The sequence below is a fragment of the Nonomuraea dietziae genome, from assembly GCF_014195505.1.
Classification (GTDB): Bacteria; Actinomycetota; Actinomycetes; order Streptosporangiales; family Streptosporangiaceae; genus Nonomuraea; species Nonomuraea roseola.
Window position 1 is genome coordinate 898,480 of record NZ_JACIBV010000001.1, and the last position, 15,990, is coordinate 914,469.

At 70.8% G+C, this 15,990-nt stretch carries 20 protein-coding genes; 11 read left to right on the top strand and 9 right to left on the bottom strand.

Going from position 1 to position 15,990, the window contains the following annotated elements; all coding sequences use genetic code 11:
• Positions 1–53: 53 nt before the first annotated feature.
• Both FHR33_RS04570 and FHR33_RS04575 read right to left on the bottom strand, forming a co-directional pair.
• Positions 54–785, bottom strand: a complete 732-nt coding sequence (locus FHR33_RS04570) for a hypothetical protein (RefSeq protein WP_183643940.1) — start codon at positions 783–785, stop codon at positions 54–56.
• Positions 782–1,327 (bottom strand): RNA polymerase sigma factor, encoded by a 546-nt coding sequence (locus tag FHR33_RS04575; RefSeq protein WP_183643943.1) that lies wholly within the window; start codon positions 1,325–1,327, stop codon positions 782–784. The genes FHR33_RS04570 and FHR33_RS04575 overlap by 4 nt, the downstream gene beginning before the upstream one ends.
• A gap of 350 nt (positions 1,328–1,677) precedes the next feature.
• On the opposite strand from FHR33_RS04575, the gene FHR33_RS04580 reads away from it, so the two are divergent.
• From FHR33_RS04580 to FHR33_RS04590, 3 genes are read left to right on the top strand one after another with little or no spacing between them, the layout of a single operon-like run.
• Positions 1,678–3,249 carry an MFS transporter gene (locus tag FHR33_RS04580; protein WP_183643946.1) on the top strand — a complete coding sequence of 524 codons (1,572 nt, stop codon included), beginning with the start codon at positions 1,678–1,680 and terminating at the stop codon, positions 3,247–3,249.
• Complete coding sequence (locus FHR33_RS04585; protein WP_183643949.1) at positions 3,246–4,397, top strand: cytochrome P450; 1,152 nt, start codon at positions 3,246–3,248, stop codon at positions 4,395–4,397. The genes FHR33_RS04580 and FHR33_RS04585 overlap by 4 nt, the downstream gene beginning before the upstream one ends.
• Positions 4,394–4,573 (top strand): ferredoxin, encoded by a 180-nt coding sequence (locus FHR33_RS04590; RefSeq protein WP_312895362.1) that lies wholly within the window; start codon positions 4,394–4,396, stop codon positions 4,571–4,573. The genes FHR33_RS04585 and FHR33_RS04590 overlap by 4 nt, the downstream gene beginning before the upstream one ends.
• 310 nt (positions 4,574–4,883) lie before the next feature.
• Here FHR33_RS04590 and FHR33_RS04595 read toward each other — a convergent pair whose 3' ends face one another.
• Positions 4,884–5,249, bottom strand: a complete 366-nt coding sequence (locus tag FHR33_RS04595) for a VOC family protein (protein ID WP_183643956.1) — start codon at positions 5,247–5,249, stop codon at positions 4,884–4,886.
• Positions 5,250–5,592: 343 nt separating this feature from the next.
• Between FHR33_RS04595 and FHR33_RS04600 the strand changes: the two genes are divergently transcribed.
• Complete coding sequence (locus tag FHR33_RS04600; RefSeq protein WP_183643959.1) at positions 5,593–6,369, top strand: SDR family NAD(P)-dependent oxidoreductase; 777 nt, start codon at positions 5,593–5,595, stop codon at positions 6,367–6,369.
• 43 nt (positions 6,370–6,412) lie between these two features.
• On the opposite strand, the gene FHR33_RS04605 is transcribed toward FHR33_RS04600, so the two are convergent.
• On the bottom strand, positions 6,413–7,048 hold the full coding sequence (locus FHR33_RS04605; RefSeq protein WP_183643962.1) for a TIGR03086 family metal-binding protein: 636 nt from the start codon (positions 7,046–7,048) through the stop codon (positions 6,413–6,415).
• A 51-nt stretch (positions 7,049–7,099) separates the two neighbouring features.
• Here FHR33_RS04605 and FHR33_RS04610 point away from each other — a divergent pair, with 51 nt between their 5' ends.
• Entirely contained in the window at positions 7,100–7,534 is a 435-nt protein-coding gene (locus tag FHR33_RS04610) for a MarR family winged helix-turn-helix transcriptional regulator (RefSeq protein ID WP_312895363.1), read from the top strand.
• Between the two features lies 1 nt (position 7,535).
• On the opposite strand, the gene FHR33_RS04615 is transcribed toward FHR33_RS04610, so the two are convergent.
• Positions 7,536–8,273: a hypothetical protein gene (locus FHR33_RS04615; RefSeq protein WP_183643964.1), complete on the bottom strand. Its 738-nt coding sequence runs from the start codon at positions 8,271–8,273 to the stop codon at positions 7,536–7,538.
• Positions 8,162–8,830, bottom strand: coding sequence for an SDR family NAD(P)-dependent oxidoreductase (locus tag FHR33_RS53165; protein ID WP_221240930.1), 669 nt, complete (start codon positions 8,828–8,830; stop codon positions 8,162–8,164). Before FHR33_RS53165 ends, FHR33_RS04615 begins: the two co-directional genes overlap by 112 nt.
• 207 nt (positions 8,831–9,037) lie before the next feature.
• Between FHR33_RS53165 and FHR33_RS04625 the strand changes: the two genes are divergently transcribed.
• Entirely contained in the window at positions 9,038–9,379 is a 342-nt protein-coding gene (locus FHR33_RS04625) for an MmyB family transcriptional regulator (protein WP_183643966.1), read from the top strand.
• Between the two features lie 121 nt (positions 9,380–9,500).
• Positions 9,501–9,974, top strand: a complete 474-nt coding sequence (locus tag FHR33_RS04630) for a tetratricopeptide repeat protein (protein WP_183643969.1) — start codon at positions 9,501–9,503, stop codon at positions 9,972–9,974.
• Between the two features lie 4 nt (positions 9,975–9,978).
• Here FHR33_RS04630 and FHR33_RS04635 read toward each other — a convergent pair whose 3' ends face one another.
• Positions 9,979–10,461 carry a hypothetical protein gene (locus FHR33_RS04635; protein ID WP_183643972.1) on the bottom strand — a complete coding sequence of 161 codons (483 nt, stop codon included), beginning with the start codon at positions 10,459–10,461 and terminating at the stop codon, positions 9,979–9,981.
• 201 nt (positions 10,462–10,662) lie between these two features.
• Here FHR33_RS04635 and FHR33_RS04640 point away from each other — a divergent pair, with 201 nt between their 5' ends.
• The 4 genes from FHR33_RS04640 to FHR33_RS04655 all read left to right on the top strand — a co-directional run bounded on the left by FHR33_RS04640 (position 10,663) and on the right by FHR33_RS04655 (position 14,204).
• Complete coding sequence (locus FHR33_RS04640; protein WP_183643974.1) at positions 10,663–11,514, top strand: helix-turn-helix domain-containing protein; 852 nt, start codon at positions 10,663–10,665, stop codon at positions 11,512–11,514.
• Positions 11,504–11,914 (top strand): SRPBCC family protein, encoded by a 411-nt coding sequence (locus FHR33_RS04645; protein WP_183643977.1) that lies wholly within the window; start codon positions 11,504–11,506, stop codon positions 11,912–11,914. Before FHR33_RS04640 ends, FHR33_RS04645 begins: the two co-directional genes overlap by 11 nt.
• 485 nt (positions 11,915–12,399) lie before the next feature.
• A complete protein-coding gene (locus FHR33_RS04650; RefSeq protein WP_183643991.1) occupies positions 12,400–13,383 on the top strand; it encodes an efflux ABC transporter ATPase subunit, DrrA-related in 984 nt (327 codons plus the stop codon).
• The gene (locus FHR33_RS04655) at positions 13,380–14,204 is read left to right on the top strand and encodes an ABC transporter permease (RefSeq protein WP_183643994.1); all 825 of its coding nucleotides are present in this window, start codon (positions 13,380–13,382) and stop codon (positions 14,202–14,204) included. The genes FHR33_RS04650 and FHR33_RS04655 overlap by 4 nt, the downstream gene beginning before the upstream one ends.
• 78 nt (positions 14,205–14,282) lie before the next feature.
• On the opposite strand, the gene FHR33_RS04660 is transcribed toward FHR33_RS04655, so the two are convergent.
• Together FHR33_RS04660 and FHR33_RS04665 are read right to left on the bottom strand one after the other, a co-directional pair.
• Positions 14,283–14,924, bottom strand: coding sequence for a PadR family transcriptional regulator (locus tag FHR33_RS04660; RefSeq protein ID WP_183643997.1), 642 nt, complete (start codon positions 14,922–14,924; stop codon positions 14,283–14,285).
• 65 nt (positions 14,925–14,989) lie between these two features.
• A complete protein-coding gene (locus FHR33_RS04665) occupies positions 14,990–15,931 on the bottom strand; it encodes a GNAT family N-acetyltransferase (protein WP_183643999.1) in 942 nt (313 codons plus the stop codon).
• Positions 15,932–15,990: the final 59 nt, after the last annotated feature.

The following is a 15,990-nucleotide window of genomic DNA, read 5'->3' on the forward strand; positions in this document are numbered from 1 at the left end:
AGCGCGGCCGCGCCGGTCGGCGGCCCGTTGCGCGGGCCGCCGACCGGCTCGTGTCAGCCGTCCTTCTCGCTGGTGCCGGGGCCGTCGGTCCTGTGCTCGGCCTTGCCGCTGGTGCCCTTCTCGCTGGTGCCCTTCTCGCTGGTGCCCTTCTCGCTGGTGCCCTTCTCGCTGGTGCCGGGGCCGTGGCTGTCGTCCCGCTTGTCGATCCTGGACTCCCACTTGCCCGGCGTGGGCAGGGGCATCGGGACCACCTCGCAGGGGCCCACCGTCCCCTCGACCACCTCGAGCGCCATCCCGACCGGCGGCCGGTCGAGGTGCTGCGGGTCGGAGGAGACCGTCATGACGAGCGTCTGTCCCGCGGTGATCTCACCTTGCTTGATCTTGAAGACGATGCCTCCGCCTTCGACGCTGCCGATGCTCGCCTCGAACCTTCCGCCCGAGGCCTTGGCCCTGCCCCTGGGTGCCTTGCAGGTCTGGCCCGCCGGCAGGTAGGTGACGTCGGCGTTGACGTTCTCGTCCCTCAGCCTCCGCTCCAGGTCCTCGGGGTCGCGGAACTCGCTGATCCGCACCTCGATGGAGCCGTCGGCCTGCTTCTCGACGGCGAAGGCCGGGCTCGCCGTCCCGCCGTACAGCACCAGCGTGGTGGCCGCCGCGGCCCCCGTCACCGCGGCGGCCAGCCCCAGCAGGCGGCCGTGGCCGCGCCGCGCCGGCGTCACCGTGACCAGGTTCTGGCTGGCCATGTCGTCCTTGAGCGCGCTGAGCAGGCGCTCCTCGAAGTTGCTCATGCCTGTCCCTCCACATACACAGCCGACGGCGAAACGACCTCCAGAAGGGCACGTCTTGCCCGATGCAGACGGACTCGCGCGGTCACCTGCCTGATGCCCAGGGCCGCTGCCGCCTCCGCGACAGAGAGCTGGTCGATCGCCACGAGCTCGAGTACGGCCCGCTCACCCTCGGGCAGGTCCCGCATCGCCTCCAGGGCGTGCCGCATCTGCCGTTCGGCGTCGATCTTCTCGACCATCCTGCCGAGATCGTCATCGTCCATCAGCCGCCTGCCTGCCACACGGCTGGTCAGCTGGGCCTCCCTCGCCGTCCTGCGCAGCTGGGCGGATACGACGTTGCGCGCCACGCCGTACAACCATGCGATCTCGCTGCCCCTGCCAGGGCGGTAGGTGTGCGCTGAGTCCAAAGCCGCCAGAAAGATGTCGGCGGTCAGGTCGGCGGCCAGGTGAGGATCGTTCACCCGGCGTACGACGAACCGCATGACAGCATCGATGTGACGGCGATAGAAGGCCTCAAAGGCCGCGGGGTCTTCGTTGAGGCGCACTGGCCTCGCTCCCTTCGTCGTTCGCCCTTACATCACTGCTTGGCCTGAGCGAGGCGAAGCGTTTCCTGGCGCGGGCCGGTCCACCACCCCGCACGACCCCGACCACCCTCCATCGGCGAGCCGCCCGCTCGAACCCACCGCCGGGAGAGCGTGCTGTGGGGCGGACCCTACTGCGCCGTCGGGTCTCGACGGGGCGGCGCGGCTCATGTCCGTCCGGCCCACTGCCCATGCGCTCACGGCAGCCCACAGAACCGCCGGTTATACGCGGGCGTGCGGGCTCGTGCGGGCTCGTGCGGGCTCGTGCGTGCGGGGTGCGAGCCGCGTGCGCGCCATGCTCCAGCGTGGACGGCATGACACCCGTGAGCAGGACCAGACGCTGGGCAGCACTGGCCACCCTGTGCCTCGCCGTCTCGCTCATCGCGATCGACGGCACCGTGCTGCACCTGGCGATCCCGCGCCTGACCGAGGCGCTGCACCCGACCAGCACCCAGATCCTCTGGATCGCCGACATCTACGGGTTCGTCCTCGGCGGCCTGCTCATCACCGCGGGCAACGCGGGCGACAGGTTCGGCAGGAAACGCGTCCTGCTCATCGGGGTGGCGGCCTTCGGGCTGGCCTCGCTGGCCACCGCCTACGCTCCCACGGCCGAGCTGCTCATCGTCGCGCGAGCGGTGCTGGGCGTGGCGGGCGCCACCATCATGCCGTCCACCCTGTCGATCATCCGCAATCTGTTCACCGACCCCCGCGAGCGCACCACCGCGATAGGGCTGTGGAGCTCGGTCACGACGGCCGGCGCCGCGGCGGGGCCGCTGCTGGGCGGGCTGCTCCTCGACAACTTCTGGTGGGGCTCGGTCTTCCTGATCAATGTTCCGGTGATGGTCGTCGTCCTGATCGTGGCCGCGCTGACCCTGCCCGAGTCCCGCAACCCCGACCCCGGGCCGCTCGACCTGCGCAGCGTGCTGCTGTCCATCGTCGGCGTGATCGGCGTCATCTACGCCGTCAAGGAGGCGGCCCACGCGGGGCTCGCCCAGACCGGCGTCCTGGTGGCCGCGGCGCTGGGCGTGGGCGCGCTGATCCTGTTCTGGAGGCGGCAGAGCAGGCTCACTCACCCGCTGATCGACGTCAGCCTGTTCAGGCGCAGGGCGTTCTCCGGCGCGGTCGGCGGCGACATGGTCGCGGTCTTCGCGCTGGTGGGCACGCTGTTCTTCCTCTCCCTCTACCTGCAGTTCGTCCTCGGCTGGACACCGCTGCAGGCCGGTCTCGCCCAGCTGCCCGCCATGGGCGCCTCCATGGTCGCGGCGCTCCTCGCGGGCAGGCTCGCGATGGCGTGGGGCAGAGCGGTGGCGATCTCCGTGGGGCTCGCGCTGTCGGCGGCAGGGCTGGCGGTGCTCGTCGTGCTCCCCACGCAGTCCGGCTATCCGGTGGTGCTCGCCTCACTGCTCCTCATCGGCATCGGCGCGGGGCTGTCGTTCACCGTGACCGCCGACACCGTGCTGGCGACCGTGCCGAAGGAGCGGGCCGGCTCGGCCTCCGCGATCGCCGAGACCGCCTACGAACTGGGCGCCGCCCTCGGCATCGCGCTGATCGGCAGCCTGCTCGGCGGCATCTACCGGCAGACGTTGCGGCTGCCGGGCGGGCTTCCCGCCGAGGCCGTCGACGCCGCCCGCGACTCCATCGGTACGGCGCTGCACGCGGCGGCGTCCCTGCCTGCGGAGCTGGCCGCCGGCGTGATCGCGGCGGCCTCGGCCGCGTTCGTGCAGGCCGTCAACGTCACCTCCCTCATCTGCGGTGTGGCGGTGGCCGCCGTCGCCGTGACCGCCCTGTTCACCCTGCGTGGCCTTGGCACCGTCATCGAGGAACACCCGCTGGATCGTCCACTTTCGTCTCAGAGCACCGAATCCAAACAAGGAGCAGACCGATGAGAGCGATACCCACAGACCGAGGCGCCTGCCCGTTCGACCCGCCCGCCGGAATGGCCGACGAGCCGCTGAGCAAGGTGCGGCTGTCGAACGGCGACCAGGTCTGGCTGGTGACCAGGCACGACCTGGTCCGGCAGGTCCTGGGCGACACCCGTTTCAGTTCGGAGATCGACGGCGGCTTCCTCGACGTGCCGTTGCATGCCGTACAGCCCCAGCCGGGCATGTTCATCCAGATGGACCCGCCCGAGCACACCAGGCTCAGACGGCTGCTGACCGGACGGTTCACCGTCCAGCGGATGCAGCGGCTGCGGCCGAGGATCGAGCAGATCGTCACCGAACGGCTCGACGCGCTGGAGCGGGCGCCGCGCCCCGCCGACCTGGTGGCGGAGTTCGCGCTGCCGATCCCCTCGCTGGTGATCTGCGAGCTGCTCGGCGTGCCCTACGCCGAGCGCGCGTCGTTCCAGGAGGCCGGCGCCAGATTGCTGACCCTCACCGGCACCCAGGAGGAGCTGGAGGAGGCGATGATGCGGCTCGGCGGCTACCTGGCGGAGCTGATCGCCCGCAAGCGCGCCGAGCCGGGCGAGGGCCTGCTCGACGACCTGCTCGACAGCGGCCTCAGCGACGAGGAACTGGTCGGGATCGCGATCCTGCTGCTCATCGCGGGTCACGAGACGACGGCCAACATGATCTCGCTCGGCACCCTGCTGCTGCTCCAGCATCCCGACCAGCTCGCTCTCGTACGGCAGAGCCCCGAGGCGGCCAGGACAGCGGTCGACGAACTGCTGCGCTACCTGTCGATCGTCGACGTCGGAATGTTCAGGCGCGCCTCCACCGACCTGGAGCTCGACGGGCAGATCATCAAGGAGGGCGAGTTCGTGACCTGTTCGCTGGCCGCCGCCAACCGCGACCCCGCCCTGCTCGACCGGCCCGAGGAGCTGGAGGTGTCCAGGCCGAAGGCGCCACACGTGGCGTTCGGCTTCGGCCCGCACCAGTGCCTGGGGCAGAACCTGGCGAGGCTGGAGATGGAGATCGCCTACCCGGCGCTGTTCCGGCGGCTGCCTGACCTGCGGCTGGCCGTACCGCTGGAGAAGGTGCCGTTCAAGAGCGACATGGCGATCTACGGCGTGCACCGGCTGGAGGTGGAGTGGTGATCAAGGTAGACCGCGAGCGCTGCGCCTCGTCAGGCCAGTGCGCACTGACCGCGCCCGAGGTGTTCGCTCAGGACGAGGAGGACGGACGCGTGGTGCTGCTCGACGAGCACGCCACGGGTCCCGAGGTACGGCGAGCCACCACCGGCTGCCCCACCCAGGCGATCAGCTCGGACTGAGGCAGTGGCAGGTTGACATCGCGTTCCGGCTGGCGGAGGTCTCACCCCACTCGCGAACCGGAACGCCCCGCCACCTCGCGGTCGCGTGCGGGCATCCACCCAGAGCACACCGGCACGCGGACCTCGACTCCGGCCGGGAGCCGCCGGAGCACGAGGACGCTACGGCCCCGCGGCAGGGCCGTTCCCGCCCCGCAGGGGGCCGTTCCCGCAGCCCCGCGGGGAGTCGTGTTTCGACGGCTCCCCGCGGGACTACGCCACCTCGGCGCGCTCCTGGCGGACGAACGGAAGCGGCGACACCTGCCGGGCCGGGTCACGCGGCGATGCAGAAGACGTGCCCCTCCGGATCGGCCAGCACGATCCACTCGCCCGCCCCCGGCTGGAAGTCGGGCTTCGTCGCGCCGAGGTCGAGCAGTTCCTTGGTCGCCGTCTCCAGGTCGGTGACCTTGAGGTCGAGATGCGCCTGCTTGGTGCCGCCCGGCCAGGCAGGAGCCTGGTGGCCCTCGACCCGCATGAAGGACAGCTGTGCCTGGCCCGCGTCCAGGTAGGCGGAGTCGTCGTCGCTGTGCGTGATCCGCCCGCCCAGAACCGAGCGATAGAACTCGGCCAAGGAGGCGGGACGCGCGCAGTCGATGACGTGGGCGGATATCTCAGCGATCGCGGGTGTGTGCGTTGTCATGCGTCCAGGCTGCCCCGCCGCTCCTCCCCCGGTCTTGAACATCCTTGCGCCTGACCCGCTGAGCCCTCCGAGCGCCGCGGTCCAGAGTCGCAGTGCCACCGCCCACGAAGCTGGTCACCGTCGCCCCGAAGCTGAGAACGGCTCCGTCAGCTTCTCCGACAAGGGCAGGGAGGCCGCTCTCGCGCTCGCTGCCGGCGAAGGGTGAACGCCGTCACCCCCATGAGGCGAACACGAAGGCGAGGCGGCGTGGGGCGCCCCGCCTGTGATAGCCGTCGACAAGACGGCCACTGCCCGAACCGGGGTGGGGCCCGGCGTAGACGTCCAACCAGAACGGAGCAAGAGCGTGATCGACCCCCAGCTCTCCGGGCAGAACGTGCTCGTCACCGGCGGAGGCGCCAACATCGGCGGCGCGATCAGCCGGGCCTTCGCCGCGCAGGGGGCTCGCGTCGCCGTCCACTATCTCGCGCAGGAGCCACCCGCGCCCGACGGTACGGCGTGGGCCCACCTCACCCCGAGCGCCGCGTCAGCCGAGCGGCTCGCCACCGAGATCGGCGGGGTCGCCGTCAGCGCCGACCTGTCCCACCCCGACTCCGCCAGGCAGCTCGTCGACGCGGTCGAACGACGTCTCGGGCCGATCAACGTGCTCGTCAACAACGCCGCGCACTGCGAGAGCGCCGACACCCTCGACACGTTCGACGCCGCGTCGTTGGAGCGGCACTACCGCGTCAACGTCGTGGCCCCGGCCCTGCTGATCGCCGAGGTGGCCAGGCGCCACACCGCGGAGGTCCCGTTGTGCGTCGTCAACGTCTCCACCGATGCCGCGCGCGCCTTCCCTGGGCAGATCGGGTACGGGACCTCGAAGGCCGCGCTCGAGGCCCTCACCCGGGCCACCGCGCTGGAGCTGGGGCCTCGAGGGATCCGGGTCAACGCGGTCGCGCCCGGCCCCGTGCAGACCGGCTGGATGACGGAGGCCATCGTCGAGCACTCCACGTCGGTGATCCCCATGGGACGTGTCGGAGAGCCCTCCGACATCTCCGACGCGGTCGTCTTCCTCGCCTCCCGTCAGGCGCGGTGGATCACTGGCCAGGTGCTCCAGGTCGCGGGAGGCCACGCCCTCTGACGTGGTCCGTGATCCAGGCGAGGGGCGCGGAAAGCGGTGGTGTTCAGCCTCGGGACCAGTCTGGAGCGCGCCCCAGGACGGCGACGATCTCGTCGAGACGTGACCCGCTCGACCACGCCACTTCCGGCGCGAAGGCGGCGCCGGGGCCGAGACGGCTTTCACCGCCCGGTACGGCCCTGGCGACGGCGAGCGCCACGTCGAGCAGTCGGGGCTCGAACTCCACCGCGAGGTCCAAGGTCTTCGCCACGTCCCAGGAGTGCACGACGTAGTCGATGAAGTGGAAGCTGATCGCCCGCGCCGCCGGGAACGGCCGGTCGGCGCTGATCTCGGGCAGCGGGAACGACCGGCTGAGCACACCGTCGGCGGCGAAGGCGGCCAGGACGTGCTCGGCCGCGGACCGGTAACTCCCGACCGGGTCGTCACCCAGGGAGCGCAGCTCCCACCAGGCGGGGTCGCCCTCGCCACGGGAGGCCGCCGCGAAACCGTGATGCTGCGTGGCCATGTGCGCGAGCAGGTCGTGCAGGCGCCATCCGGCGCAGGGGGTGGGTCTGGCCAGGTCCGCGGTCGTGACCTGCGCCACCACCTCGACGCTGGCCCGGACGGCCTGCTCATCGAGCGCGACGAGCTCGGCGCCGTTGTCGAGCGGGTTGGGCGAGGCGGTCGAAGATTCGCTATGCATGCGCTTATGATGTGCGCTTGCTTATCGTAAGTCAAGGGGTATCGTAGGTGGGTGACCGAACGTCGTGACCTCGCCGCGATGCTGCAGCCCCTGGTGAAGTCCCTGATCGCCGCGGAGCTTCGGGTGCTGGAGGAGCACGGCATCTCCATGTGGAGCTATGTGGTGCTCAGCGCGCTGGACGACAGCCCGATCCGCACCCAGGCCGCTCTGGCCGAGGCGATCGGCGCGGACAAGACGCGCATCATCAGCACGCTCGACCGGCTGCAGGAAGCCGGGCTGATCTCCCGCGAACCCGACCCGGAGGACCGGCGCGCCCGGCTGCTGGCCATCACGCAGGACGGCCGATCGGCGCGCAGGGCCGCCCAGGCCGACATTCGGGCGAACGAGGAGCGGGTGCTCGCCGCGCTCTCCGCGGCTGATCGGCAGGCATTCCTGCGGGCCGCCCAGGCGTTGTCGGCGATGCCGCACGAGGAGATCGTCGGCTGACCTAGCCGGTCGGGCGCCCGGCGACCAGGTCTTGCACCGTGCGCTTGAAGCGCTCCACCGGCTCGCGGATCTTCTGCTCCCGCCGCTCGGCGCGGCGCAGCTTGCGCGATCCGTCCCTGTAGCGCCAGCGCGCCCACGGGGAGCCAGGTCTGCCCAGCCGTACCGCCCCGACCAGGGCCAGTGGGGTTAGGTAGATCCCCACCAGCCCCGTCCAGACCTTGCCCTTGAGCAGGGTGATCACCGCGAACAGGATGTTGGCGCCGACGATGACCCCGCCGTCGAGGAGGCTGTCGCTGGCGAGCGCCTCCCCGATCTCCAGTGGGCTGACGCCGACCAGCCCGAGCCCGCACAGCGCTATCGCCATGAAGACGGTGTCCACCGAGAACCGTCCCTGCTCGGTCCAGTACACGTCGTCGAGGTGCAGTACCAGCGCGAACTCGTCGAGCACCAGCGCCGTCCCCACCCCGAACAGCGCCGCGGTGACGCCCGCGGCGAAGGACCGCCCATCATGGACGGCGAGGCCGCCGATCCCGCCTAGGCACATGAACACCAGCCCGAACACGACGTGGTGAATGTGCATCCCGCCGGGCGTGACGTTGCCGGGCCACCACCGCACCTGCTTCCTGATCATCCGCACGCTGATCCTGATGAACAGGAACGTGCACAGGAACAGCACGAAGAAGCAGAACAACCGCAGTTTCCCCGCCTCTGCGACCTCCCGGGCGAACCACTCCCACATGTCCCGACTGTCCCACGTGCCCGGCCACCCTCCGGTAAAGGCCCAGTACGCCGGAAGGTACGGCAAGCCGCCGCCTTCGCCGCGATGGCATGGCCCGCGGTCCCAGGGGCCGGCACCCAGACCCGCGGGTCAGACCCAACGGGACGATGCGGGGCTGCTGCGACCTGCGGAGCAACGGCAGGAACGCGTGTGTGACCCGCACCTGACCGAAGACGTTCACCTCGTACAGCGCACGGAGCGTGTCGGCGTCCATGTCGGCGGGATCCAGCGACGGGCCACCCGACTCCGGCGTTGTTGACGAGCACGTCCAGGCGATCCACGCGCTCGACGACCGCCTTCACCGCCGCCGCCACGGACTCGTCCGAGGTCACGTCAAGCTCGACGAACTCCGCCTCGATCCCCTCACCCGCCAGCGTGTCCGCGGCTTCGATGCCGCGTCCCCGGTCCCGCGCGGCCAGGAAGACCTGCCACCCCTTGCCCGCCAGGCGGCGTACGGTCTCCCGGCCCAGCCCCTTGTTCGCTCCGGTGACCAACGCCACCGTCTTCGCCTCTGTCATGGAGCCGATCCTCCCTGCGCACGCCCGGGGCCCACCAGGACCGCCGAGGCATGGGACCCGCGGTACCACCCGGCCTAGGCGTTCCAGGAGGCATGCTCGAAGAGTGAATCGTGCCGAACTCGCCGAAGTACTCCGCACAGCCCTAGCTCGCGTACGACCGCACAAGGCTGGCAGCGTTTTCTCGGCAGCAGCCGCTGCCAGGTCGCCGTGGGCCCGGACGAAGACGACGCGGCAGGCCGCGCCTCGGTCGGTACGCTGCGTGCCGCACAGGCCCGTTACCCTGACGACCCCGATCTGGTCCGGCTGATCGCGGAACTACGTCGTGGCAGCCCTCGGTTCGACGAGCTCTGGCGGGAGGGGCGCTCCTCCCCGTGGCGTACCGCCACCAAGAGCGTCAGCCATCCCAGTCTGGGCACGGTCTCGCTCGACTGCGACGCCATGCTGCTCCCGGACGGCCACCAGACGGTGCTCGTGTACTCGGCCGAGCCGGGATCTCCCCAGGCGACGGTGCTCGACATGCTGCGAGTGCTCGGGCTGCCACAGGTGTGAGGTGCTGCGGACGCGTCCATGCAGCCTCAAGGTCAGGCGCCCGCTCCAGCGGAAGCACTCACGCGTACCCGGCGACGTCACTCGGTGTGCCGGGGTCGGCGATTCGTGCCACACTGCGGCCGTGAAAGACGAGGAACTGGCGCGAGCGGCGGCATTGCGCGCGGAAGACCGGCATGAGGAAGCGCGCGAGGTGCTGGTGGCGCTCGCCGCGCGCCATCCCGACGACGGCGAGGTGGCGAGGGAAGCGGCCTACGTGCATGACCGGCTCGGGCTGGAGCACGAGGCGGTGCCGTACTACGAGAGAGCGTTGGAGCTCGGCGCCGACGACAGGATCGGCCTGTTCACCGGCTTCGGCAGCACGCTGCGGGTCATCGGCAGGTATGACGACGCGCTCGCGGTCCTGGAGCGCGGGCTGGCCGAGTTCCCCAGGGACCCGGCGATGCGGGCGTTCAGGGCGATGGCGCTGCACAACGCAGGACGGCATCGCGAGGCGGTGAGCACGCTGCTGCACGTGCTGGCCGAGGGCGGGCAGGCCGGAGGATACGCTCGCGCCCTCGCCTACTACGCCGACCACCTCGACGAGATCTCTGGTTGATGAGTTACGGCTGATCGCCTGCGGACTCTTCGTCTGCCGCGCGCGGGGAGGCCGCCCGTCGCTCGCCGACGACGAGGCTGGCCGCGGCCAGCAGGTAGAAGGGCGACAGGAGCAGCAGGTATCCCACCGACAGGTCGCTGCTCTCCAGCGCCGTCATCGCGACGTACCCGAGGATCAGCCCGAACAGCGCCAGGGCGCCAGCCGCGCACGGGGTGGCGCGCCGGCGATGCTCGCGAGGCAGTACGAGCACGATGGCAGCCACCAGCAGGACCAGGCCGGAGTCCAGGACGTACTCGAGCAACCGGTGAGACAGCGGCGACGCGCCGACCGCCACCGCTACCGCCAAAGCGCTCTCCTCGCTGTGGTCGGCCTGAGGCGCGCCGGCGAAGGGGTATTCGGTGGCGATGAGCTGCGGAAGCGCTGCCAGGACGAGGGTCAGCACGCGCCAGAACGCGGGAGACCGCTTCCACCGCTCGAACCGTGTCATCGTGCCTCCGCGGCGTAGGGATGCGAACGTGAGCAGGTGATCTTACTCAGTTGTCCCTTACGGCCGCCCGCCGATCTGGACGGAACCGGCGAACCGGGGAGAAGCGGCCGGCCGCGACGCGGATTCAGGTTCGGGTGGTGCAGCCACGACGGAAGGCGGCGGCCCGCGGAAATGTCGGTGCCGCCACGTAACGTTCGCCGCATGCGTTCAGCTCGTCGTCTGGGCACCGGGCCCGGCTTCACCGTCGACGTCGTGACGTGCGTCGACGACCACCGGCGATGGTCGCCGCCCGAGGTCGGCGACGACTACAGGGTGGTGCTCGTCCGCACGGGCAGGTTCAGGCGGAAGACGGACGAGGTCGCCTCCCTGGTCGATCCGACGACGGCCTATCTCGGGGTCCCCGGAGAGGAGGAGCGGTTCGCGCACCCGGCGGGAGGCGACGTGTGCACCTCCCTCAGCCTCTCCCCCGCGCTGTGGCGATCCCTCACCGGTGAGGGACGCCGGAAGCTGCGCCCCACCGTCTACGTCGACGCCCGCGTGGAGCTGGCCCATCGCGCTCTCCTCACCGCCGCCCGGAGCGGCGACCAGCAGTTCGCGCTCGCCGAACGCCTCCTCGCGCTCCTGTCCTCGGTCCTCGGGCAGTCGTCCTCCGACCACGCGGACGGCAGCGCCACGACGGGGTCCAAGGCCCGCCTCGTCACGGTCACACGGGCCGAGCGGCTGGTCACGGCCGCTCGTGAGGCGATCGCCGCGGGGCATCCGGCCGCCGAGGGGCTCGTGCCGCTCGCCGAGCTGCTGGGCGCCTCGCCGTACCAACTGAGCAGGGCCTTCTCCCGGGAGATAGGCGTCAGCCTCACCCACTACCGCAACAGGGTGCGGGTCGGGCGCGCTCTCGACCGGCTGGAGCGCGGTGAGACGAGCCTCGCCGCGCTCGCCGTCGAGCTCGGCTTCGCCGATCAGGCCCACCTCACCCGTACGGTCCGCCGTCATCTCGGCCACACGCCCACCGCGCTGCGGCGCCTGCTCACCGGGAGACCCGCCCATGAGCGTTGACGAGACCGCGGTCGTCGCCGCCTCCGCCGAGCGCGTGTGGCGGGCCTTCGCCGACCATGACGATCGCGCCGAATGGTGGCACTACCTCTATCTGGAACCGGTCGCGGGCGGCTCTCTCGAGGAGCGCTGGACCGACGAGCACGGCACACCCGTGGTGACGCGCGGCGAGGTGACGCACGCGGCGGCGCCGAAGCTGCTGGCCTTCACGTGGGCCGACGAAGGTCAGGAGGCCTCGACCGAGGTCGAGATCACGCTCACGCCGCTCGAGGCGGGCACGGAGGTCCGCATCAGGGAGACCGGTTGGGAGCGGCTACCCGACGGCCCGTCCCTCGCCGCCGACCACCGCGCCGGCTGGCGTGTCCACCTCGCCAACCTCCGCCGCCACGTCGCACCCGGCTGACCGCAGGCCCTGTGGCGGGAAACGCGGAATACCGGAACACCACCGCCACCGCAGGACGCCCCTGGGAGTCCGAGATCCCCGACAGAACGCCTCATCGGACCCCGGAAGCTCGGCAGAACACGCACACCGGGACGCTGAAAGCCCGGCAGAACACCCACACCGGGACACCGGGCGACCCTGGTAGATGACCCTTCGGAGGCCGGGATCCCACCCTAGGGAGCCAGTCGCTGCCCTCCCCCACCGCGCGACTTCCCCACCGGGGAATCCAGGATCCACCGGCGAGAGCTACCAAGCGAGAGTCCCGGATGCCGAACCGCGAAGTGTCGCCCCTCCCCCACTGCGCGACACCCCACCCCCTGGAGTCCTGGAACCCAGAAAGGGATGCCCGTACCAGGATGTCAGCTAATCAAGTTTGACCAGTCGCGCTAGAGGGGGCTAACCTGAATCCCGGTAGTCAAATTTGACCACTGAGTCCGGGAGGATGTGTGGCTGGTCATGAGCTGGCGATCGTCGCGGAGGGCCTCGAAAAGTCCTACCGCGAGAAGAAGGCCCTGGACGGACTGAGCATGACGGTGCCGAGCGGCACGGTCCACGGGGTGCTCGGCCCCAACGGCGCGGGCAAGACCACGTTCGTGCGCACGCTGGCCACCCTCCTGCGGGTGAAGGCGGGCAGGGCGGAGGTCGCCGGGATCGACGTGCGCCGCCACCCCGAGGAGGTCCGCAGGCGGATCGGGCTGCTCGGGCAGCACGCGGCGCTGGACGAGGATCTGTCGGGCCGGCAGAACCTCGACCTGTTCGGCAGGCTCTACCATCTGGGCACCCGCCGCGCGGCCGCGCGCGCCGACGAACTGCTCGAGCGATTCGGCCTCACCGACACCGGCCGAAGGCCTGTCAAGGCCTACAGCGGGGGCATGCGCCGCCGTCTCGACCTCGCGGCCTCGTTCATCATCGATCCGCAGGTCCTCTTTCTCGACGAGCCGACGGCGGGCCTCGACCCACGCGGCCGCAGCGAGGTGTGGAACGCGGTGCGCTCGCTGGTCGGCGGCGGCACCACCGTGCTGCTGACCACCCAGTACCTGGAGGAGGCCGACCAGCTCGCCGACCGGATCTCGCTGATCGACCATGGCCGGGTGATCGCCGACGGCACCGCCGACCAGCTCAAGGCGAAGGTGGGCGGCGACCGCATCGACGTGGTCGTGCGCACCGCCGGCCAACTGCAGGCCGCGGCCGCCGTACTGGCCGGGGTCTCCGGCGGGGCCGTGGACGTCGACGAGGACACCCGCAGGATCAGCGCGCCGGTCGCCGACCGGATGACCGCTCTGAACCACCTGGTACGGGCGTTGCATGACGCCGGTATCGAGGCCGAGGACCTCGCTGTGCGGCGTCCCACGCTCGACGAGGTGTTCATGCGGTTGACCGGCGACGGCGGCGGCCGCCCGAGCGGCGTGCGCGAGGAGGAATCGGTATGACGACGCTCACGGCGCCGGCGCGGTCCATCGGATCGGACGTCGGCTGGTGGCTGGCCGACTCATGGAACATGACGCGGCGCGAGCTGGCCCACTGGGCGCGCAGGCCCTGGCAGCTGGCGATCGGCCTCACCTTCCCTGTGATGATGCTGGTGATGTTCGCCTTCTTCTTCGGCGGCGGCATGCGGGTCGCGGGTGGCGGCGACTACAAGGAGTTCCTGGTCCCCGGCATGCTCGTGCTCACCATGGCCTTCGGCCTCGAAGGCACGATGACCGCGCTCACCCAGGATCTCAACACGGGCGTCGTCGACCGCTTCAGGTCCATGCCGATGGCGCCTTCGGCGGTCCTGGTCGGCCGCAGCGTCGCGGACATGCTGGAGTCGGTGGTCAGTCTACTGATCATGGTCGGCGCGGGGCTCGCGATCGGCTGGCGCTGGCACGGCTCGTTCGCGGCGGCGCTGGCCGGGGTCGGGTTGCTGCTCCTGCTGCGCTTCTCGATGCTGTGGTGCGGCATCTGGCTCGGGCTGATCGCCGGTAGGCCCGAGCTGGTCATGGCCGTGCAGATCCTCGTCTGGCCGGTCTCCTTCAGCTCCGCCGTCTTCGCCTCGCCCGAATCCATGCCGAGCGTGCTGGGCGTGATCGCCGAATGGAATCCACTGTCGGCCACCGCCACGGCGGTACGCGACCTGTTCGGCAATCCGGGGGTGGGCGGCGCCTCATGGGCCGCCGAGCACGCCCACCTGCTGGCCGTGGCGTGGCCCCTCGCGGTGCTGGCGATCGCCTTCCCCATGGCGGCGGCCCGCTTCCGCGGCCTCAGCCGCTGAGGCCGAGCGAGCCCAAATACTGGGCCCCAATGACCGTCGTGGCGCCGTGGCGGGTCTGCTGCTCCGGCGCCATGACGGTCAGGCGGGCTCGCCCCCGTGTGAGCCGCAGGCCTCCTGCGGGTTCTCGTGCTCCTCAGCGAGAACGCCCTCGAAGGGGTCGCCGTCCTCGCCGGCGAAGATGTACGCCCCTGCCTCGATCCGCTCGATCAGCCCGCGTGTCCACTCCGCGCCGACGTCCGCGGAGTGGACCCACATGTGCATGATCTCGCCGATATGGCCCAGCTGCTCGGGCCCTTCCTCCGGCTTGTAGTACGCGGTGACGCTCTCCCGCCACCCCTCGATGCCTTTGATCCGCCGCCTCAGCAACGTGACGGCCTCCTCGCGGGACAGGTCCACGATGAAGCCGATCCCGGCCGCGAGCAGGTCCATCTTGTCGCGCGAGGTGAGGGCCTCGCGCAGCAGCGAGAAGTACTCGGCGGTGCCCTGCTCCGTGACCTCGTACTCGGTTCGCGGCGGACCGCCCGCCGTGCTGGGGGCGCTCTCGTAGGCGTGCAGCAGCCCCTGCTTGGCCATCTGCTTCAGCGCGTGGTAGATCGAGCCCGGCTTGGTGTTCGACCACTCGTCGGCGCCCCAGAACTCCAGGTCGTTGCGCACCTGATAACCGTGCGCCCGCCCGTGGCGCCGCACCGCGCCCAGGACCAGCAGCCGAATCGCCGACATCCGCGCACTCCCCCGCTCGACCTTCTATTCAACTTTGACTAGGGTATGCGGTGCCGGCAGCCGGGTCAGTCGGCGGGGGCCGAGAAGAGCAGACGGATCTCGGAGTTGCGGTAGCCCGCACGGGCGAACGCCGCCGCCATCGGCGCGTTGGTCGTGTCGGTGGTGGCCGTGATCAGCTCGGCGCCGTTCTCCGCGTGGATCCGGGTGATCTCGGCCAGTACGTCGTCGACGTACCCCTGCCCCCTCATCTCGGGCACAATTCCGAGATATCCGACATTCACGTTGTACGGCGTGGCCGAGGGTATCGCCAGGCCCGCCACGGCCCCGTCCTGCGTGTAGGCGATGCGCCACCACGAACGCTTGCCCGGACGCTCCAGGTAGAACTCCATCTCCTCCCGCGCCGCCTCGACGGCGCCCATCGCGGCGACCTTCCTGCGCGTCTCGGCGTCCAGGCTGCCGACCGCGATCAGCTGGAAGACCTCGAGGAACTCCTCGTCCGACGCCTCGGCGAACCGGAGGCGCCCCTTGGTCTCGGGGACGCCGATCTCGGGCGTCCACTCCAGCCTCAGGCGCTCGACCTCGTCCGTGAGCCCCGCCGCACGAGCGGCCTCCTTGCGCCAGGCGACCGCGGAGGCCACGGCGGCGTCGTCACGCCATCCGTTGGGGAGGGTGAGGTTGTAGAGCGGCGGCTTGGGCGCGCCCTGCCGCGCGAAGGCGGCGTGTCCCGCTTCGAGCAGCCCGGCCGCGACGCTCACGCGGTCGCCGGCCGACGGGTCGAGGTGCAGGCAGTCGAGCGCGATCGGGTGCTCGCTGTCGGACTGGCCCCACCAGAGCGCCCGGCCCACGACCCTGTCGCCGGCCTCGGCTATCCACGTCCACTCGGGCCGGTACATCCCCTCGGCCAACTCGGCCAGGTAGCGGTCGGCGGGGATCCAGCTGACGGGCTCGTCGACCGCGAAGGCGGTGACGCGATCGAGGTCTGCCTCGGTCGTGGGACGGAACAACATGCGGCCTCCGGGTCGCTGAGGGAGGGCTGATGCTACAAGCCCCCTGTCTGGCGCCCGTG